Source organism: Halomonas smyrnensis AAD6 (assembly GCF_000265245.1).
In the GTDB taxonomy this organism is placed as follows: domain Bacteria; phylum Pseudomonadota; class Gammaproteobacteria; order Pseudomonadales; family Halomonadaceae; genus Halomonas; species Halomonas smyrnensis.
In genome coordinates this window covers 1-19,846 of record NZ_AJKS02000010.1, presented here as the reverse complement: position 1 = coordinate 19,846, position 19,846 = coordinate 1, and the positions used below count along the sequence as shown (strand labels likewise).

Here is a 19,846-nt window from a genome sequence, read left to right as displayed (position 1 = left end):
GACGTTGGTCGACGCACGACGGCCCCCACGAAAGGCCCCCACGTGGCGAGGCCTGCCACCGAGCCCCTGGGCATGGGGCTGGAGCATCGGTGCCGGGAGAACACGTGCGGCCCCGAGGACAGCGACCCGTCGCTGTCCCGGGCCATGATGCGCGGGACCTGCCGATGCCGTGCCGTGCGGCACCGGCACGGCGATTCCTGTTAGGCTGTGGCTTCATTCCACGACCGATCAAGGAAGAGCCGTGCCCCTCAAGGACCTGGTTCTGGGACTGAGCGTCATCGTTATCTGGGCGCTCAACATCATCGTCATCAAGCTCGGCGTGACCGAGCTTCCGCCACTGCTGCTGACCACACTGCGCCTGGCGTTAGTGGCCGTCCTGCTGGTGCCCTTTCATCCGATATCGCGTCACCAGCTACCGTTCCTGGCGCTGTTGTCGGTGACATTCGGCGTGATGAACTTCGCCCTGTTGATCATCGGCCTGGAACAGGCCGAGGCCGGCACCGGGGCGCTGCTGGTACAGATGGGCACGCCCTTCGCCACCCTGCTGGCGGTGATCTTTCTCAAGGAGAAGCTGGGCCCGCGGCGGCTGGCCGGCCTGCTGCTGTCGTTTGCCGGGGTATTGGTGCTGGCCGGCGGGCCATCCCTGCCCGCCCCGCTGCCCACGACCCTGCTGCTCACCAGCGCCCTGGGCTGGGCCGTGTCACAGCTATTGATCAAGCGCGGCCCCAAGGTCTCCCCCATGGCCATGGCTGGCTGGATTGCGCTGTTCGCCACCCCACAGCTGGCCTTGGCCTCCTGGTGGTTCGAGGACCAGCACTGGCAATTCATGCTGGAGGCCGGGCTCAAGGGCTGGGGAGCCGTGTTCTACACGGCGGTGATGTCATCCATCCTGGCCTACGGCATGTGGTTCGGCCTGATACGGCGCCATGACGTCAATCGAGTGGTACCACTGACGCTGCTCGTGCCGGTGCTGGCCGTGATCCTCGGCATCGTGCTGCTGGACGACAGTGTCGACCCCTTCAAGCTCGGTGGTGGTGGCCTGGTGGTGGCCGGCGTCGCGCTGATCGTGATTCGCTTCGGTGGCCGTGCACGGCACGACGGCTCGACCTGAGCGATGACGATCAGCCGCTCATATCGGCGGCGATGGCGCATTCGCCGCCGTCGCCGGGCCAGCTGACGCAGTCGCCGACCGCGATGCCGTGCGCCTCGAAGACGCCGGCATTGACCTCCAGCGCCGCTCGATAGGGCGCATCCGGGCGCGTCACCGGGCAGTCCCTGGCCGACGACGAGGCGCAGGGCGCCATGCGGCGGATATCGACGATGCGCCCGGCCTCGTCGATGAAGGCGATGTCCAGCGGGATCAGGGTGCGGTACATCCAGAAGCCGTTGCGCGAGGGCTGGGTACGGTCGTAGAGGAACAGCATGCCGGCGTCCAGGGGCAGGCGCTCGCGCCCCATCAGCCCCTGGGCGCGCTCGCCTGCACTCCGCGCCAGCTCGACAGTCAGCCGACGGGGGCCCGCCTCGCCGTGCACCGTCAGCGGCACCCGCGGCAGGCGCGTCTCCTGGGCCATGGCGAGGCCGGGCCAGGAGGCAGCCAGAGGCAGCACGGGCAACATGGAAAGCGCCTGGAGCAGGCGGCGACGGGTCGGATTCATGACACTCCTCTCAGGGGGATGCGGCGCGGTTGCCGAACAGGGTAGCCGATGGCGCTATGCGCGGTCCCGGATGCCGTCGCGGGGCGGCGCGGTGCTGTCGCGAATCACCAGCTCGTGGGGCAGCACGACCCTGGGCGCGACCTCGCCGCGCCCCTCCAGGATAGCGATCAGCATCTCCACAGCGCGACGTCCGCAGGCCTCGGCGGGCTGGGCGATGGTGGTCAGCGCCGGGTCGCTGTAGGAGGCGAAGGCGATATCGTCGAAGCCGGCCACCGAGACATCGGCGGGCACGGACAGCCCCGCCTGCCGCAGGCGGCTGATGGCGCCGATGGCCATCTCGTCACTCTCGCAGAAGATCGCGGTCGGCGGCACCCCGACGGCCAGCAGGCTGCCCGCCGCCGCATGCCCGGAGGCCGGGGTGAAGTCGCCGGGGCACAGCAGGGTCTCGTCGGGCTCGATGCCCGCGGCCACCAGCGCATCGCGATAGCCCGCCACGCGATCGCGAGTCAGTGGGCTGCGCCGCGGCCCCTGGATCATGGCGATGCGCCGGTGGCCCAACGCGATCAGGTGCTCGGTGAGGGTGCGCGCCGCCGCCCGATTGTCGATGCGTAGCGTCGGGCAAGGGGCATCGTCGAGCACCTCACAGGCGTTGACCATGGGCAGCGGCCGACCCGGCTCGACGGCATCGTCCGGAAAGGGATTGAAGGCGCGCAGCTGGATGACGCCATCGGCCTGGCGGGCGGCCACCATGCCGGCGTACTGGATCTCGTCCTCCTCCTGCCCCAGGGTGTTGCACAGCAGCACGCCGTAGCCCTGCTCACGGGCCGCCTGCTGGACCCCGGCGATCACCCGGGCGAAGAAGGTGTTGGCGATGGTCGGCACCAGCACCGCCAGGTTGTGGCTGCGCCGGGAGCGGAACTGCACGGCCATCTGGTTGGGGCGGTAGCCCGAGGCCTCGATGGCTCGGCGCACCTTGTCGCGGGTGGCAGGCGACACGATATCCGGCGACTTGAGGGTCCGCGACACCGTGGCCACGGAGACGCCCGCCAGTTCGGCGACCTTGCGTATATTGGACATGCGCCCTCTTCTCGATGCGACACGATCCGCCGCCCCGGCTCGCCCGACGAACCGGCCACGGCGGACGCCCCAGCTTATCGCATGCGGCCGGCGATATCCTTAGAGCCTTCTGATCCAAACGTTGCGAAAGCTCACTGCCGCGTCGTGATCCTGCAGGGCGAGCGGCGCGCAGCCGTGAGCCTCGTCGTAGGAGGGCTCGCCGATCCACTCGGTGGTGCCCTGGATCGTGGCGTGATGCTGCACCAGCACGCCGTTGTGCAGCACCGTGACGTGGGCCGGTGCGTCAAGCTCGCCGTCCTCGTCGAAGCGTGGCGCGGTGTAGAGGATATCGTAGGCCTGCCACTCGCCCGGGTCCCGGGAGGCGTTGACCAGCGGCATGTGCTGCTTGTAGATCGAGGCCGCCTGGCCGTTGGCGTAGGTGGGGTTGTCGTGGGAATCCAGCACCTGGACCTCGTAGCGCTGCTGCAGGAAGACGCCGCTGTTGCCGCGATCCTGGCCGTCGAAGCCGCCGATGTCGGCCGGGGCGCGCCACTCCAGGTGCAGCTGGGCGTCGCAGAACGATTCCCGGGTACGGATGCCGCCGGCGCCGGGCACCACCGTCATGGTGCCGTCCTCGACTCGCCACCCGGCCGTCCCGCCCTCCTCGCCTTCCCAGGCGGACAGGTCCGTGCCGTCGAACAGCACCACGGCGTCCGACGGCACGCCGTCAGCCGGTGCCGCCACCACCGGCGGCGCCGGCTCCCAGACCTCCGTCCTGGCCGCCCGCTCGGCGTCGCTGGGCGCGTCGGCCTGGATAGCGGTCGACGCCAGGGCGGCCAGCCCGGTGATCAGCGCGCCCGCAGAAATTCCCTTGTGCATAAGATGTCTCCTCTCGCATGGCGTGAGCCGCGCGGGCGGTGACGCCCGCGCCCGGATGCGCCCGGAGGCGCTCAGGTGGTTGCCCAGGCCGGCTCGCCGGACCGGTAGGCCAGATCGCCGTCGTAGCGGCCGGGGATGGCCACATAGCGCAGCACCTCGGTGCCGCCGGCCTTCGAGGTGAAGAAGCCGAACAGGGTCAGCTGCTTGATCAGAGTGAAGCCGTGGGGCCCGCCCTCGGCGGGGGACCATTCCCGGGCCTCGCCGTCCATTCGCGCCCGAGCCTCGCGGTCGAGGGCGGCCACGACCTCGCCGCGGCGCGGCGCGTCCAGGGCCAGGAAGCCGTCGCCATGGGCCGCGCGGCTGTGCGCCTCGATCCGGGCGATGCCGTCGCGGAACCGCGCCTGCTGTTCGGCGGTGTAGCAGTCGCGCACGAACACCCGCATGAAGTCACCGACCTCGGCGTCCTTCGCGCCCGGGGTCTCGGTGCGCGGCAGCAGGGTCTCGGCCACCTCGTCGAGCAGGCGCACGTCCGCGTCCGTCAGTGCCTCCTCGCCCCCGCCAACGGCGAAGGCCGTCAGGGCTTGGCCGCCGACCAGCGCGGTGCCGGTGACGACGGCGATCATCTTGAGCAGTTCGCGACGATTCATCCCAGGTTCCCCCTCTTCAGCTCGGCCACGGCGTGGTCGACCGCCCGGGCGGTCAGCGCCATGTAGGTCAGCGATGGATTGACGCAGGACGACGAGGTCATGCAGGCGCCGTCGGTGACGTAGACATTGGGGGCGTCCCAGACCTGGTTGTGGGCGTTGAGCACCGAGGTGGCGGGATCGCGGCCCATGCGGGCGGTGCCCATCTCGTGGATGCCCATGCCCGGGCCGTAGTCGCCCTCCTCGCCCTTGACGTTGGTCGCGCCGCCGGCCTCGAGGAGATCGATGGCGTCCTGGACCATGTCCCGGCGCATCGCCCGCTCGTTGTCGCCGAGCTCCACGTTCATGGACAGCACCGGCAGCCCCCAGGCATCGGTGACCCCGTGATCCAGGGCGATGCGATTGTCGTGGCGAGGGAGCATCTCGCCGAAGCCGGTCATGCCGATGGTCCAGCCACCCGGCTGGCTCAGCGCCTGCTTGAGGTCGGTGCCATGGCTGACCTCGGCCACCGCGCGATCCCAGCGCTCGCGGCTGGCCGAGCCCTGGTAGCCGAAGCCGCGCAGGTAGTCCCGCGCCTCCGTCCCGAGGTTGCGAAAGCGGGGAATGTAGAAGCCCGCGGGGCGTCGCCCGAAGTAGTAGGTGTCCCGATAGCCCTCGATCTCGCCGCCGGCCCCGGCACGGAAATGGTGGTCCATGACGTTGTGACCGAGCTCGCCGCTGCTGCTGCCGAGGCCACCCGGCCAGACGTCGGTGGCCGAGTTCATCAGCACCCAGGTGGAGTTGAAGGTGGAGGCGTTGAGGAAGACGACATCGGCGGTGTATTCATAGGTCTGGCCGTTCTCGGCGTCCAGCACCTCGACGCCCCGGGCGCGCCGCCGATCGCGGTCATAGAGCACCTGGGTGGCGATGGAGAAGGGCCTCAGGGTCAGGTTGCCGGTGGCCATCGCCGCGGGCAGCGTCGCCGACTGGGTACTGAAATAGGCACCGAACGGGCAGCCCAGCCAGCACTTGTTGCGATACTGGCAATTGCCCCGGTTCTGCTCCGGCTTGGCCTGGGTAATGTTGGCCACTCGGCTGTTGATCAGGTGGCGAGAACCGCCGAAGGCGCGCTGGATGCGCGCGGCGACGTCCTTCTCCACCTGGTTGAGGGGAACCGGCGGCATGAACTGCCCGTCCGGCAGCTCCTCCAGGCCGTCACGGTTGCCGGAAATCCCGGCAAAACGCTCCACGTAATCGTACCAGGGGGCCAGGTCGTCGTAGCGGATCGGCCAGTCGACGGCCACGCCCTCGCGCTGATTGGCCTCGAAGTCCATCGGCGACCAGCGATAGCTGTGGCGCCCCCACAGCAGCGAGCGCCCGCCGACGTGATAGCCGCGAAACCAGTCGAAGCGCTTCTCCTCGACATAGGGGTTGGCCTGCTCGTCGGCCCACATGCCGAGGGTCTGCTCGTTCAAGGTATAGTCCCGGCTGAGGACGGGATAGTCCGCCTTCATCTGCCGGGTCGGCTCGCCCCGGTGGGGATAGTCCCAGGCCTCCTTGTGGGCGTTGTGGTAGTCCTTGATGTGCTCGATGTTGCGGCCGCGCTCCAGCAGCAGCACCTTGAGTCCCTTCTCGGTGAGTTCCTTGGCGGCCCAGCCACCGCTGATGCCCGAACCCACCACGATGGCATCGTAGTGATGGTTTGCCATGAATAGCGTCCTTTATTGTTGAAGTGCGTCACACGTCACAGAGACGAACCGCCGCTTCGAGTGACTCGATCTTGGCTTGATCATTCTCTCGATCCGGCAGGAACTCCTGGGCCACATAGCCCTGGAACCCGGTATCGCGTATCGCGCGGCAGATGGCCGGATAGTTCAGCTCCTGGCTGTCATCGATCTCATGCCTTCCGGGCACCCCGGCGGTGTGGTAGTGGCCGAAATATTGGTGATTCTCACGAATCGTCCTGATGACATCTCCCTCGCTGATCTGCATGTGATAGATGTCATAGAGCAGCTTGAAACTGGGGGAATCGAGGCGCCGACACAGCTCGATGCCCCAGGCGGAGTTGTCGCAGAGGTAGTCGGGGTGATCGACCTTGCTGTTGAACAGCTCCATCTGCAGCACGACGCCCTTTTGCTCGGCTCGCTCGAGGATGCGCTTCAGGCCGGCCTCGGCGTTGTCCAGCCCCTGCTCAGGCGACATGCCGCGGGCATTGCCACTGAAACAGATCAGGTTGGTATAGCCGGCCGCGCTGACCCGATCGATATGCTGGAGATAGCGCTCGACCAGCGCCGCGTGGTAGCGGTCGTCTCCCCAGCCCTCCTCGAGGCTCAGTTCCGCCCCATTGCACATGGAGCAGTCCAGGCCATGGCGCTTCAGCACCGGCCACTCCTCCGGCCCCACCAGATCGATGGCCGACATGCCCAGCCGCCCGGCCACCCGGCAGAGCGACTCCAGGGGCAGGAAATCGAAGGTCCAGCGCGCCACGGCGTGGCGAATATTGCCCTCGAGCCGGCGGGACGCGCCCGCCTCGGCGGCGAAGGCCGGCCCGCCGAGGCCGCCGAGCAGGCTGAGCCCCGCGGCACCGGTCAGGGTCTGGCGCAGCAAGCCGCGCCTGTCGATGGAATGCCTCATCATGGCGATGCCCCTCTCGCGTCGTCCGTCTCACACCGGCGGAATACCGGCGACACTCACTCGCGGTGCAGGGCGGCGAGCGCCTCGTCGAGGAAGCGATGCCCCTCGGTCATCACCGCCTGGGCATCCCGCGGCTGATCGTGCTCGAGGATGTAGACCTCAACGCCGGCCTCGCGGGCGGCGGGCAGGATCTCGCCCCAGTCGAGGACGCCCTGCCCCGGAATGGCGAAGCCGCGCTCATCCTCCGCGGTGCCGGCCGGGGCATTGTCCTTGGCGTGCACGGCGAACAGTCGGCCCTCGAAGTTCGCCAGGTAGTCGGCGGGGTCCAGGCCGCCGCGGGCCACCCAGGCCAGGTCGATCTCCGCCAGCACTTCGGGCCCGGCGGCCTGCATCAGGATCTCCAGCGCCGTGCGGTCGTCGAAGGTCCGCATCTCGAAGTCATGGTTGTGATAGGCCAGGCGCATGCCGTCCTCGGCGAGTCGGCTGGCCAGGCCGCCGATCTCCTCGCCGAGCACCCGCCAGCCCTCGGCGCTGTCGGGGCGCGCCTCCTCGGCCAGGTAGGGGATCACCAGGGTGTCGTTGCCGACCGCGCGGTGGAAGTCGACCACGTCGTCGAGATCGTGGCGCAGGTCGTCGAGGGGCACGTGGCTGGAACTGACCGACAGCTCGTGCTCGGCCAGCAGCGCGTTCATCTCCTCGGCCTCGATGCCCTGGTCGCCGACCAGCTCCACCGAGGCGATGCCGGCGCGCTCGACGGCCGCGAACTGCTCCTCCAGCGAGCCGAAATCGCGCAGGGTGTACATCTGGGCGGCCACCGGCGAGGCCGCCGGGGCCGGAGACTGGGCGTAAGCCAGCCCCGGCAGCGCCAGGGCGGCCCCCAGACAGGCCAGCAGCGTGCGGCGGCGAAAGGCGGCGAGCGGGCGTGCGGTGTTGTTGTTCATGGCGGGCGTGCCTCCGTGTCGAGTGGGCTCAGCGGGGAGCCATGGCCGCTTCCGACGACCATGTAACCGGTTACATGGTATATGCCATCGTTCTCGCTTCCGCAACGTATCGACCGGTTCTCCGGCCGCCTCCAGGACCCGATGCACGAGTGCCGGGACCCGGCATGGCGGCGTTTGCGCGCGGCGTCCGGCATGCACTAGACATTGGCCGCATAGCCTTTGGTCGCATTGCGACACCCACGCCGCGTCCCCTAGGTTGCGAAACACAGCATGTAACCGGTTACATCACCGTTATTCACCCACGATCCGGGAGCGATCGATGTCCCCCACCCCGAGAGTCCGCCTGGGCATGGTCGGCGGCGGCGAAGGCGCCTTCATCGGCCAGGTCCATCGCCTGGCCGCCAACCTCGACGGCCACTTCGAGCTGGTCTGCGGCGCCTTCAGCCGCGAAGCCGACAACAACGCCCGCACCGGCGCCGCCTGCGACGTGGCGGCATCGCGCCTGTACGCGGACTGGCAGCGCCTGCTGGACGGCGAGCGCGCCCTGCCCGCCGAGCAGCGCATGCAGCTGCTGGTGATCGTCACCCCCAATCACCTGCACGTGCCGATCGCAGAGGCCGCCCTCGCCGCCGGCTTCCACGTCTTCTGCGAGAAGCCCGCCGCCCTGTCGCTGGACGAGGCCCGCGGCCTCGAGACCACCTGGCGCGAGCACGGCGGCCTGTACGGCCTGGCCCACACCTATCTGGGCTACCCGATGGTGTGGCAGGCCCGCGCCATGGTCGACGCCGGCGCGCTCGGCCGGCTGCGCAAGATCCACGTCGAGTATCCCCAGGGCTGGCTCGGCGAGACCCTCGAGGCCCAGGGCAACAAGCAGGCCGGATGGCGCACCGACCCGGCCCTGGCCGGCCCCAGCGGCTGCATGGCCGACATCGGCACTCACGCCTTCGGCCTGGCCGAGTTCGTCTCCGGGCAGCGCGTCGAGGCGCTGTGCGCCTCGCTCGGCAGCCACGTCGACGGCCGGCGGCTGGACGACGACGGCGACGTGCTGCTGCGCACCGCCGAGGGGGCCTCCGGAACCCTGATGGCCAGCCAGGTCAGCACCGGCGAGGAGAACGCGCTGAAGCTGCGCCTCTACGGCGAGGACGGCGCCCTGGAATGGCGCCAGATGGAGCCCAACAGCCTGGTCCACCGCTCGCGCGGCGCGCCGATGCGCGTGCTGCGCGCCGGCATCGACCAGCCCGAGCTGGTCGACGCGGCCCTGTCGCGGCTGCGCCTGCCCGGCGGCCACCCCGAGGGCTATCTCGAGGCGCTGGCCAACCTCTACGGCGACGCCGCCGCGGCGATCCGGCGCGGCGACCGCGGCGACATCGCCGGCGTGCCCGGCATGGCCTCGGGGCTGCGCGGCATGGCCTTCATCGAGGCGGTCACCCAGAGCCAGGCCGGCGGCAGCCGCTGGACCGACCTGCCCTCCATCGACTGAACGGAGCCTTCCATGAGCGACACCTCTTCCGGCATTCGCGGCCCGGCGATCTTCCTGGCCCAGTTCATCGGCGACGAGGCGCCCTTCGACGGCCTCGACGCCATCGCCCGCTGGGCCGCCGAGCAGGGCTATCGCGGCATCCAGCTGCCGACCCACGATCCGCGCTTCATCGACCTCGAGCGCGCCGCCGATAGCCAGGCCTACTGCGACGACCTCAAGGCCCGCTGCGCCGCGGCCGGGGTCGAGATCAGCGAGCTCTCCACCCACCTGCAGGGCCAGCTGGTGGCGGTCCACCCGGCCTTCGACGAGCTGTTCGACGGCTTCGCCCCGGCCGAGCTGCATGGCGATCCCGAGGCCCGCACCGAGTGGGCCATCGCCCAGCTCAAGCTGGCGGCCAAGGCCAGCCGGCGGCTCGGGCTCGAGGCCCACGCCACCTTCTCCGGCGCCCTGCTGTGGCCCTTCTTCTATCCCTGGCCGCAGCGCCCCGCCGGACTGGTCGAGGAGGGCTTCGCCGAGCTCGGCCGGCGCTGGCGGCCGATCCTCGACGCCTTCGAGGAGGCCGGGGTCGACCTGTGCTACGAGATCCATCCCGGCGAGGACCTGCACGACGGCGCCTCCTTCGAGCGCTTCCTCGAGGCGGTGGATCATCATCCGCGGGCCAGGATCCTCTACGACCCGAGCCACCTGCTGCTGCAGCGGCTCGACTATCTGGGCTTCATCGATCGCTACCACGAGCGCATCGGCATGTTCCACGTCAAGGACGCCGAGTTCACCCCCGACGCGCGCAGCGGCGTCTACGGCGGCTATCAGGGCTGGGTCGATCGCCCCGGGCGCTTCCGCTCGCTGGGCGACGGCCAGGTCGACTTCAAGGGCATCTTCAGCCGCCTGACCCGGTACGGCTTCGACGGCTGGGCGGTGCTCGAATGGGAGTGCTGCCTGAAGGACGCCGCCCAGGGCGCCGCCGAGGGCGCGCCCTTCATCGCCGAACACCTGATCACCCGCGCCGGCCGCGCCTTCGACGACTTCGCCGGCCAGGACACCAGCCCGGCCCGCAATCGCCGCATCCTGGGGCTGGCGCGCTAGCGCCGCCCCGACAGGAGCACGCCACAGGCCTCACAAGAACGGGCCTCACGAGAACGCGCCTCACAACAACAAGCCTCACGAGAAGGAAAACGCCATGTCACTGCTACGCTCGCGCCTGAGCCTGATGATGTTCCTGCAGTTCTTCATCTGGGGCGGCTGGTTCGTCACCCTGGGCACCTTCCTGGCCAGCAACCTGGAGGCCAGCGGCGGCCAGATCGGGATGGCCTTCGCCACCCAGTCCTGGGGGGCGATCATCGCGCCCTTCATCATCGGCCTGATCGCCGACCGCTACTTCCACGCCGAGCGCCTGCTCGGGGTGCTGCACCTGCTGGGCGCGGCGCTGATGGTCGGGCTCTATCTGGCCGAGGACTTCGCGGCCTTCTATCCGCTGGTGCTGGCCTACATGATCCTCTACATGCCGACCCTGGCGCTGGTGAACTCGGTCTCGTTCCGCCAGCTGAGCGACCCGGCCATCGAGTTCGCCCGCATCCGCGTGTGGGGCACCCTCGGCTGGATCGTCGCCGGCCTCGGCATCAGCTACGTGTTCGCCTGGGACTCCGCCGCCGGTATCGGCGAGGGCCTGCTGCGCAACACCTTCCTGATGGGCGCGATCGCCTCTCTCGCGCTGGGCGTGTACAGCTTCACCCTGCCCGCCACCCCGCCCAAGGCCAAAGGCCAGGGCAGGACCGGCCTGCGCGAGGTGCTGGGACTCGACGCCCTGTCGCTGCTGAAGGACCGCAACTATGCGATCTTCTTCGCCGCCTCGGTGCTGATCTGCATTCCGCTGGCCTTCTACTATCAGAACGCCAACCCCTTCCTGGCCGAGGTCGGTGTGGCCAATCCCACCGGCAAGATGACCCTGGGACAGGCCTCCGAGGTGCTGTTCATGCTGCTGCTGCCGCTGTTTATCGGCCGCTTCGGCATCAAGAAGACGCTGCTGATCGGCATGCTGGCCTGGGCGCTGCGCTACGCGATGTTCGCCTTCGGCGACGCCGAGGGAGAGCTCTACCTGCTGCTGCTGGGCATCGCGCTGCACGGCATCTGCTACGACTTCTTCTTCGTCACCGGGCAGATCTACACCGATTCCAAGGCCGGCGAGCGGTTCAAGAGCGCCGCCCAGGGCATGATCACCCTGGCCACCTACGGCGTCGGCATGCTGATCGGCTTCTGGATCGCCGGCCAGGTCACCGACCACTACACGCTGGCCGACGGCGGCCACGACTGGCAGGGCATCTGGCTGTTCCCGGCGGCCTTCGCCCTGGCGGTGCTGGTGCTGTTCCTGATCGCCTTCCGCGAGCGTCGCGCCCAGGCCGGCGCCGAGGCGGCCTCCCGCGCCTGACGCCACCCGCCCCGCCACCGGCGTCTTCGACGCCAAACGACACCGCCGCGCCTCTTGGTCGAGAGGCGCGGCGGTGTCGTTTGGAATGTCGGAGGGGTATCTCGACCGTCTCAGGTCGCGGGCGATTGCCCCAGGATCGACTTCAGATCGATGCGCGACTCCCGCGGGCTCAGGTCCAGCAGCGCCTCCAGCCCGAGCAGGTGATCGTGGATCGCGCCGCGGGCGGCGTCCGCCTCGCCCGCGGCCAGCAGCTCGACCAGCCGCTCGTGTTGGGCCTCCTGATAGCACGACGAGAGCCCCGAGCGCTTGTAGAGCGCCACCACGATGGAGGTGCGCAGCACCAGGTCGGTGAGCATGCCGCCCAGCACCCGGTTGGGCGAGTGCTCGGCCAGCAGGTGGTGCAGGTTCAGCGAGTGCTCGATGCGCGCCGGCTCGTCGCCGCGGCGATGGGCCTCGGTCTCCTCGTTCGCCTGGAGCCTGAGCGCGTCCAGCGTCTCGGCGGACAGCCGGCCGGCCAGCAGCGCGACCACCTCGCCCTCCACCAGGCGGCGGGCGGCGAAGGTCTCGCGGGTCTCCTCGATGCTCGGCGCCCGCACCCGCGCCACCTGGTTGGGACGCTGGTCGACGACGTGCTCCGAGGCCAGCCGGGTCAGCGCCTTGCGCACCACCGAGCGGCTGACGCCGAACACCTCGCCCAGCGTCACCTCGGGCAGCTTGGTGCCCGGCGGCAGCCGCTGCATCAGCACCGCTCGGCGCACCTTGTCGGCGATATCGCGGTCGCCGACGCGGGCACCGCTCCTGACGTCGGCCTGCAACTCCTCGTGCCAGGCTTGGCTCATGACGTGGGTCTCCTGATCGTCCGCGCGGACTGTCGCATGTGGGCGGATGGCTGACTGTATCGCATACCGGCATTGTATACAGAAAATGCCCCGACCGTCGGCACGGTCGGGGCGATATCAGGTGACGCCACGATCATCGGGGACGTTTTCGCACTAGCCGTCGCGATGCCGCTCGTTGACGTCGAGGATCTTCAGGGTATTGGTGCCGCCGTGGGCGTTCATGTGATCGCCGCGGGTGAGGATGACGTGATCGCCCGGCTCGGCCACGCCCTGCCCCACCAGCAGCGCCATGGCACGGTCGTTGAGCTCGGCGGCCGACATCTCGCTGGTGTCGAAGGGCAGCGAGATCACCCCGCGATACAGCGCCATGCGCCGCTGGGCGACCGGATTGTGTGCCAGGCCGACGATCGGCAGCCCGGAACGGATGCGCGAGGCGATCAGCGGGGTGTAGCCGGTGGCGGTCATGCAGGCGATGGCGGCCACGCCCGACAGGTGGTTGGCGGCGTACATCGCCGACAGCGCGATGGTCTCGTCGATCTTCGAGAAGCCCTCGTGGATGCGGTGGCCGGAGGACTGGGCGATGCGCTCGCGCTCGGCGCCCAGGCACACCCGGGCCATGGCCTCCACGGTCTCGACCGGGAAGTCGCCGGCGGCGGTCTCGGCGGAGAGCATCACCGCGTCGGTGGCGTCGAGCACCGCGTTGGCCACGTCGAACACCTCGGCGCGGGTCGGCAAGGGCGAGTCGATCATCGACTCCATCATCTGGGTGGCGGTGATCACCGCGCGGTTGTGGCTGCGGGCGTGCTTGATGATGCGCTTCTGGGTGCCGATCAGCGCCTCGTCGCCGATCTCCACGCCGAGATCGCCGCGGGCCACCATCACCGCCTCGCTGGCCTCGATGATGCCGTCGAGGGTTTCGTCGTCGGCCACCGCCTCGGCGCGCTCGAGCTTGGCCACCAGGCCGATCTCCCGACCGGCCTCGCCCAGCAGCGCGCGGGCCTCCTGCATGTCGGCGGCGCTGCGCGGGAAGGACACGGCCAGGTAGTCGACGCCGATGGCCATGGCGGTCTCGAGGTCGGCCTTGTCCTTGTCGGTCAGCGCCGGGGCGGAGAGCCCGCCGCCCTGCTTGTTGATGCCCTTGTTGTTGGACAGCTCGCCGCCCACCACCACGGTGGTGTGGATGGCGCTGCCGTCGACGCGGGAGACGTCGAGCACCACCCGGCCGTCGTCGAGCAGCAGGCGGTCGCCGGCGCTCACGTCGTCGGCCAGCTCGCGATAGTCGCAGCCGACGCGGCTGGCGTCGCCGGCCTGGCCGTCGAGGGCCACGTCGATGACGAAGGGCGCGCCTTCCTCGAGCACGACCTTGCCCTCGGTGAAGCGGGCGATGCGGATCTTCGGCCCCTGCAGGTCGCCCAGGGCGGCGACGCTGCGACCCTGTCGGGCGGCGATCTCGCGCACCGCGCTTAGCCGGCGGCGATGGTCGTCCGCCGAGCCGTGGGAGAAGTTGAGGCGCACCACGTCGACGCCGGCGGCGATCATCTGCTCCAGCACGCCCTCCCGGTCGCTGGCGGGGCCGAGAGTGGCGACGATCTTGGTGCGGCGGATCGGCTCGTGGATCGGGGCATGGCGCGGCAGTGTGGGCATGAATTCCGCGGCAGTACCAGGATGGCACGAAAGTCGAGACGTTGGTGCGCGTGGGCCCAGTCACGATCAGATCGTCCAGCGCCTCGAAGAACGAGTCGGTATCGTTGCGCGACAGATAGGCGTCGGCGTCGAGGTCGCGCTCGTTCATGCGCGTCCAGCAGCCGGGCCCGAAAATCGCCCCGGCGTTGTCCTCGGAGCCGTCGATGCCATCGGTGTCGATGGCCAGGGCATGAATGCCGGCGGCGCCCTGGAGGGCCGTGAACAGCCCCAGCAGGTACTCGACGTTGCGCCCGCCGCGGCCGTCGCCGGCCACGGTCACGCTGGTCTCGCCGCCGGACAGGATCAGCAGCGGCCGCTCGCGCCCGGCCTGGGCCTCGAGGGCCAGGCGGGCGTGCTCGCGGCCGAGCTCTCGGGCCTCGCCCTCGAGGTCGTCGCCGAGCAGGCGCACCTCGACCGCGTCGGCCTCGGCGGCGGCCCGGCCGGCCGCCAGGGCGTCCCGGGCGCGGGCCAGGATCTCGCTCTCGTCGCGGGCGAAGCCCGGATCGTCCGGCCGCGGCGCCTCGTGGTTGGCCTCAAGTTGCCGGCGCACCGCGGCGGAGACCTCGATGCCGCGCCGTTCCAGGATCGCCAGCGCCTCGTCGGGGGTGGAGGCATCGGGCAGCGTCGGCCCGGAGGCGATCAGCGAGGCCTCGTCGCCGGGCACGTCGGAGATCAGCCAGGTCAGCACCCGGGCCGGATGGGCGGCGGCGGCCAGGCGCCCGCCCTTGATCGCCGACAAATGGCGGCGCACGGTGTTGATCTCGCCGATCGGGGCGCCGCTTCTCAGCAGCGCCTTGTTGATGGCCTGCTTCTCGGCCAGGCTCACGCCGGGCGCCGGCAGGGTCATCAGCGCCGAGCCGCCGCCGGAGATCAGGGTGATGACCAGGTCGTCCTCGCCGAGGCCGTCCACGGCCTCGAGCATGCGCCGGGCGGCCTTCTCGCTCAGGTCATCGGGCATCGGATGCGAGGCCTCGAGGATCTCGATGCGGCGCCCGGCGGCGCCCTCCCCCGACGGGCCTGAATCCGGCGCCTGGGGGCCATGCCCGTAGCGGGTCACCACCAGGCCGGACAGCGGCGCCTCGGGCTGATGGGCGTCCCAGGCGCGTTCCAGGGCGACGGCCATGGCCGCCGCCGCCTTGCCGGCGCCGACCACCAGGGTGCGGCCGGCCGGGGGCTCGGGCAGCCGGTCGGGCAGCAGGGTATCGGGGTGCACGGCCGAGACGGCGATCTCGCCGAGCCGCTCGAGCCAGGCGCGCGCCGCCTCGGGGCGCTCGGCGAAGGCCTGCGGGGAAACGGTCCGCGGGGAAGGGGCATTCATTCAGGGGTCTCCTTGGCAAAAGGGCCCGGTGACGAGCCAGGGGGGCATAGGGGAAGACTCGCCACCGGGCAAGGAGCCGTCAAGCGACGACTCCGGCAGACGACGACCCGACGCCTGCCTTCAGGGAGCAGTCACCTCCCCATCCTCCATCGCCCGGCGGCGCCGCTCGACGCCGCCGGGCGGTGGCATGGCATCACTCACTGCCGATCTCGTGGTCGGCCAGCGTTTCCAGGGCGCGGGCGATGCCGGCGTGGTCCCAGTCGGCGCCGCCGTGGGCGACGCAGGCCTGGAACAGCTGCTGGGCGTTGGCGGTGCCGGGCAGCGCCAGGTCAAGGCTGCGCGCGCCTTCCAGCGCCAGGTTGAGGTCCTTCTGGTGCAGCTTGATCTTGAAGCCGGGATCGAAGGTGCGGTCGATCATGCGCTGACCGTGGACGTCGAGGATCTTCGACTGGGCCAGGCCGCCGAGCAGCGATTCGCGGACCTTGGCCACGTCGGCGCCGGCCCTGGAGGCGAACAGCAGGCCCTCGGAGACGGCTTCGATGGTCAGCGCGACGACGATCTGGTTGGCCACCTTGCATGTCTGTCCGGCGCCGTGGCCGCCGATATGGGTGATGGTCTTGCCCATCACCTCGAGCAGCGGCTCGGCGCGGGTGAAGCCTTCCCCGGTGGCGCCGACCATGATGGTCAGGGCGGCGTTGATGGCGCCGCCTTCGCCGCCGGACACCGGGGCGTCGACGTACTCGCCGCCGGCCTCATGGATGCGCCTGGCGAAGTCCTGGGTGGCCAGCGGGGCGATCGAGCTCATGTCGATCACCAGGGTGCCGGGCTTCAGCCCCTCGATGACGCCGCCCTCACCGAACAGCACTTCCTCGACGTCCGGGGTGTCGGGGACGATGGTGATGATCACCTCGGAGGCCTCGGCGACCGCCTTGGGATCGGCCAGCTCCTGCATGCCCTTGCCGGCCAGGGTCTCGTCCAGGGGGCCGCGCTTGACGGTGGTCAGTGTGTGGCCGGCGTCCAGCAGGTGGCCCGCCATGGGACGGCCCATGATGCCCAGTCCGATAAAACCGATCTTGCTCATGATGCGTCTCCCGTTTGTCTCTGTTGTCGTCGTGATCTCGAGCGTATGTCTACTGCCGTTATCGCTCGGGCTTCCCGGCGACAAGCCTTCGCGAGGCGCTGTAAACCCTTCCCTGGGCGCTACCTTTGCCATCCATGGCAAAGAACCCTCGCTACGACTTGTCCCCGGCGCCCGTCCTCGCGGCGAGTCAGATGAAAGGCGTTACGAGCGATGGCAGGTCGGTCGCCGCCGGCGCGGAGGAGCCGGAATGTACTTCAGTACATGAGGATTCCGGGCACCGCCGGCGATCGAGATGCCGAGCGCAGTCGCATTTCAGCGAACGCCGTCCAGCCAGCCAAGCCCCTCCTGAGTGCTTCCGGCCGGCTTGTACTCGGCGCCGATCCAGCCCGCATAGCCCAGTCGATCGAGGTGGTCGAAGAGGAAGGGGTAGTGGATCTCGCCGGTGCCCGGCTCGTGACGGCCCGGGTTGTCGGCCAGCTGCACGTGGGCGATGCGGTCGAGGTGTGTCTCGATGGTCGGCGCCAGGTCCCCTTCCATGATCTGCATGTGATAGATGTCGTACTGAAGCTTCAGGTTGCCTGAGCCTACCTCGTCGAAGATCGCCAGGGCCTGGGCGGTGCGGTTGAGGAAGAAGCCCGGAATGTCGCGGGTGTTGATCGGCTCGGCGACCAGCAGGATGCCGGCGGCCTCGAGCCTGTCGGCGGCGAAGCGCAGGTTCTCGACCAGCGTCCGGCGGGCCTGCTCCATGCTGACGCCGGCGGGCTGGATGCCGGCCAGGCAGTTGACCTGGGTATTGCCGAGAACGCGGGCGTACTCGATGGCGCGGTCGACGCCGGCGCGGAACTCCTCGACCCGGTCCGGGTGGCAGGCGATGCCGCGCTCGCCGGCGCCCCAGTCGCCGGCCGGCAGGTTGAACAGCACCTGGGTCAGGCCGTGGTCGTCGAGGCGCTTCTTGATCTCGGCGGCCTCGACGTCGTAGGGAAAGAGGTACTCGACGCCCTTGAAGCCGGCCTGCGCGGCGGCCTGGAAGCGGTCGAGGAAATCCACCTCGGTGAACAGCATGCTGAGATTGGCGGCAAACTTGGCCATGTGCTTCTCCCTGTGTCCTGTCGTGTGTGTCATCGATCTTGCCGATGCGCCCGCCGCCGGCCACCAGCGGCGACCAGCCTAACGCTTCCTACCGCAGGGCGGCGATGGAGCTCGGCGCATCGGCGACGCTCTCGGCCAGCGCCTCGAACTCGTTGATGCCTGTCAGGTCGGTGCCCATGGCGATGTTGGTCACCCGCTCGAGGATCACCTCGATCACCACCGGCACCCGGTACTGCCTCATCAGATCGCGGGCCTCGGCGAAGGCCTCGCCGATCCGGCCGGGCTCGGTGACGCGGATCGCCTTGCAGCCCAGGCCCTCGACCACGGAGACATGGTCCACCCCATAGCCGTTGATCTCGGGGCAGTTGATGTTCTCGAACGACAGCTGCACCTGGTAGTCCATGTCGAAGCCGCGCTGGGCCTGGCGGATCAGCCCCAGGTAGGAGTTGTTCACCAGCACGTGGAGGTAGGGCAGGTGGAACTGCGCGCCCACCGCCAGCTCCTCGACCATGAACTGGAAATCATAGTCGCCGGAGAGCGCGACGATCTCGGCCTCGGGATCGGCCCGACGCACCCCGAGCGCGGCCGGGATGGTCCAGCCCAGCGGGCCCGCCTGGCCGCAGTTGATCCAGTGGCGCGGCTTGTAGACGTGCAGGAACTGGGCGCCGGCGATCTGCGAGAGGCCGATGGTGCTGATGTAGCGCGTGTTCTTGCCGAAGGCCTGGTTCATCTCTTCGAAGACCCGCTGCGGCTTGACCGGCACGTTGTCGAAGTGGGTCTTGCGCAGCAGGGTGCGCTTGCGCTCCTGGCAGGCCTCGGCCCAGGCGCTGCGATCCTTGAGCCGGCCCTCGGCCTGCCACTCGCGGGCCACCTCGACGAACTGCGCGAGCGCCGCCCCGGCGTCGGAGACGATGCCGTAGTCGGGGCCGAAGATGCGCCCGATCTGGGTCGGCTCGATGTCCACGTGAACGAAGGTGCGGCCCTCGGTGTAGGTCTCGAGATTGCCGGTGTGGCGGTTGGCCCAGCGGTTGCCGATACCCATCACGAAGTCGGACGCGAGCAGAGTCGCGTTGCCGTAGCGGTGCGAGGTCTGCAGGCCGGCCATGCCCGCCATCAGCGGATGGTCGTCGGGGATGGTGCCCCAGCCCATCAGGGTCGGGATGACCGGCACCCCGGTCAGCTCGGCGAATTCGGTCAGCAGCTCGCTGGCGTCGGCGTTGATGATCCCGCCCCCGGCGACCAGCAGCGGCCGCTCGGCCTCGTTGAGCATGGCCAGCGCCTTCTCGATCTGGGCGCGGCTGGCGGATGGCTTGTAGGCCGGCAGCGGCTCGTAGGTGTCCGGGTCGAACTCGATCTCGGTCATCTGCACGTCGATCGGCAGGTCGAGCAGCACCGGGCCGGGACGCCCGCTGCGCATCAGCTGGAAGGCCTGCTGGAAGGCGCGCGGCACCTGGGCCGCCTCGCGCACGGTGGTGGCCCACTTGGTCACCGGACCGGCGATGGCCTGAATGTCGACGGCCTGGAAGTCTTCCTTGTGCAGCTTGCTCACCGGCGCCTGGCCGGTGATGCACAGGATCGGGATGGAATCGGCGGAGGCCGAGTAGAGGCCGGTGATCATGTCGGTGCCGGCCGGGCCGGAGGTGCCGATGCACACGCCGATGTTGCCGGGCCGGGCACGAGTGTAGCCCTCGGCCATGTGCGAGGCGCCCTCGACGTGGCGGGCCAGCACGTGGTCCACGCCGCCGACCGTGCGCATGGCGGCATAGAAGGGGTTGATGGCGGCGCCAGGCAGGCCGAAGGCAACATCGATGCCTTCCTTCCTGAGCACGTGAACGGCGGCTTCCGCGGCGGTCATGCGAGCCATGACGTGATCCTCCAGTGGCGTTGTTATGTTTTCTGGAAAATATTTCTGTATACAGAGACTAGGCTCGCCGCCGGCACCCCGTCAACGACTTATGGAAAATTTTTCCAATAATTTATAAAGGCAAAAAAATGGTTCTTCGCAGATCGGCGTGAAACAGGCAGGGCTTGAGGCGAGGGCTGGATAGAGAAACGGCGGTGAATCCGAGTAAGCTGATATTCGCCAAAACGTCAGCCTACGGACACCGCCGTTGCCATGGATGCTACCCCGCTCAGCCTTTTCTGG

The 19,846-nt window shown here is 69.3% G+C and carries 17 protein-coding genes and 1 pseudogene; 4 read left to right on the top strand and 14 right to left on the bottom strand.

What is annotated here, in order from left to right; genetic code table 11:
* Positions 1-241: 241 nt before the first annotated feature.
* Positions 242-1,111 carry a DMT family transporter gene (locus UYS_RS0211570; RefSeq protein ID WP_016855673.1) on the top strand — a complete coding sequence of 290 codons (870 nt, stop codon included), beginning with the start codon at positions 242-244 and terminating at the stop codon, positions 1,109-1,111.
* A 10-nt stretch (positions 1,112-1,121) separates the two neighbouring features.
* Here UYS_RS0211570 and UYS_RS0211565 read toward each other — a convergent pair whose 3' ends face one another.
* The 7 genes from UYS_RS0211565 to UYS_RS0211535 all read right to left on the bottom strand — a co-directional run bounded on the left by UYS_RS0211565 (position 1,122) and on the right by UYS_RS0211535 (position 7,788).
* Entirely contained in the window at positions 1,122-1,655 is a 534-nt protein-coding gene (locus tag UYS_RS0211565; protein WP_016855672.1) for a DUF192 domain-containing protein, read from the bottom strand.
* A gap of 54 nt (positions 1,656-1,709) precedes the next feature.
* Positions 1,710-2,732: a LacI family DNA-binding transcriptional regulator gene (locus tag UYS_RS0211560; protein WP_016855671.1), complete on the bottom strand. Its 1,023-nt coding sequence runs from the start codon at positions 2,730-2,732 to the stop codon at positions 1,710-1,712.
* A 99-nt stretch (positions 2,733-2,831) separates the two neighbouring features.
* Positions 2,832-3,590: a 3-keto-disaccharide hydrolase gene (locus UYS_RS0211555; RefSeq protein ID WP_016855670.1), complete on the bottom strand. Its 759-nt coding sequence runs from the start codon at positions 3,588-3,590 to the stop codon at positions 2,832-2,834.
* A gap of 71 nt (positions 3,591-3,661) precedes the next feature.
* The gene (locus UYS_RS0211550) at positions 3,662-4,237 is read right to left on the bottom strand and encodes a gluconate 2-dehydrogenase subunit 3 family protein (protein ID WP_016855669.1); all 576 of its coding nucleotides are present in this window, start codon (positions 4,235-4,237) and stop codon (positions 3,662-3,664) included.
* A complete protein-coding gene (locus UYS_RS0211545) occupies positions 4,234-5,922 on the bottom strand; it encodes a GMC oxidoreductase (RefSeq protein WP_016855668.1) in 1,689 nt (562 codons plus the stop codon). Before UYS_RS0211545 ends, UYS_RS0211550 begins: the two co-directional genes overlap by 4 nt.
* Before the next feature lie 28 nt (positions 5,923-5,950).
* Positions 5,951-6,850, bottom strand: a complete 900-nt coding sequence (locus UYS_RS0211540; RefSeq protein WP_016855667.1) for a hydroxypyruvate isomerase family protein — start codon at positions 6,848-6,850, stop codon at positions 5,951-5,953.
* Positions 6,851-6,903: 53 nt separating this feature from the next.
* The gene (locus UYS_RS0211535) at positions 6,904-7,788 is read right to left on the bottom strand and encodes a sugar phosphate isomerase/epimerase family protein (RefSeq protein WP_016855666.1); all 885 of its coding nucleotides are present in this window, start codon (positions 7,786-7,788) and stop codon (positions 6,904-6,906) included.
* 319 nt (positions 7,789-8,107) lie between these two features.
* Here UYS_RS0211535 and UYS_RS0211530 point away from each other — a divergent pair, with 319 nt between their 5' ends.
* From UYS_RS0211530 to UYS_RS0211520, 3 genes are all read left to right on the top strand, one after another.
* The gene (locus tag UYS_RS0211530) at positions 8,108-9,268 is read left to right on the top strand and encodes a Gfo/Idh/MocA family protein (protein WP_040478350.1); all 1,161 of its coding nucleotides are present in this window, start codon (positions 8,108-8,110) and stop codon (positions 9,266-9,268) included.
* A gap of 12 nt (positions 9,269-9,280) precedes the next feature.
* On the top strand, positions 9,281-10,351 hold the full coding sequence (locus tag UYS_RS0211525) for a sugar phosphate isomerase/epimerase family protein (protein ID WP_016855664.1): 1,071 nt from the start codon (positions 9,281-9,283) through the stop codon (positions 10,349-10,351).
* A 94-nt stretch (positions 10,352-10,445) separates the two neighbouring features.
* Positions 10,446-11,690, top strand: coding sequence for a nucleoside permease (locus UYS_RS0211520; protein ID WP_016855663.1), 1,245 nt, complete (start codon positions 10,446-10,448; stop codon positions 11,688-11,690).
* 110 nt (positions 11,691-11,800) lie between these two features.
* Here the strand turns inward: UYS_RS0211520 and UYS_RS0211515 are convergent, their stop codons facing one another.
* The 7 genes and pseudogenes from UYS_RS0211515 to UYS_RS18880 form a co-directional block, all read right to left on the bottom strand.
* Entirely contained in the window at positions 11,801-12,529 is a 729-nt protein-coding gene (locus UYS_RS0211515; protein ID WP_016855662.1) for a GntR family transcriptional regulator, read from the bottom strand.
* Between the two features lie 153 nt (positions 12,530-12,682).
* Entirely contained in the window at positions 12,683-14,173 is a 1,491-nt protein-coding gene (gene pyk / locus UYS_RS0211510) for a pyruvate kinase (protein ID WP_016855661.1), read from the bottom strand.
* Positions 14,174-14,267: 94 nt separating this feature from the next.
* Positions 14,268-15,530, bottom strand: a pseudogene (locus tag UYS_RS18095) (glycerate kinase type-2 family protein); the annotation flags it as partial.
* A gap of 193 nt (positions 15,531-15,723) precedes the next feature.
* Positions 15,724-16,611, bottom strand: a complete 888-nt coding sequence (locus UYS_RS0211500; protein ID WP_016855659.1) for a 2-hydroxy-3-oxopropionate reductase — start codon at positions 16,609-16,611, stop codon at positions 15,724-15,726.
* A 312-nt stretch (positions 16,612-16,923) separates the two neighbouring features.
* Positions 16,924-17,700: a hydroxypyruvate isomerase gene (gene hyi, locus UYS_RS0211495; RefSeq protein ID WP_016855658.1), complete on the bottom strand. Its 777-nt coding sequence runs from the start codon at positions 17,698-17,700 to the stop codon at positions 16,924-16,926.
* 88 nt (positions 17,701-17,788) lie between these two features.
* Positions 17,789-19,564 (bottom strand): glyoxylate carboligase, encoded by a 1,776-nt coding sequence (gene gcl, locus UYS_RS0211490; protein WP_016855657.1) that lies wholly within the window; start codon positions 19,562-19,564, stop codon positions 17,789-17,791.
* A gap of 81 nt (positions 19,565-19,645) precedes the next feature.
* Positions 19,646-19,846, bottom strand: a 201-nt coding sequence (locus UYS_RS18880) for a hypothetical protein (protein ID WP_237738463.1), incomplete at its 5' end; no start/stop codon positions are given.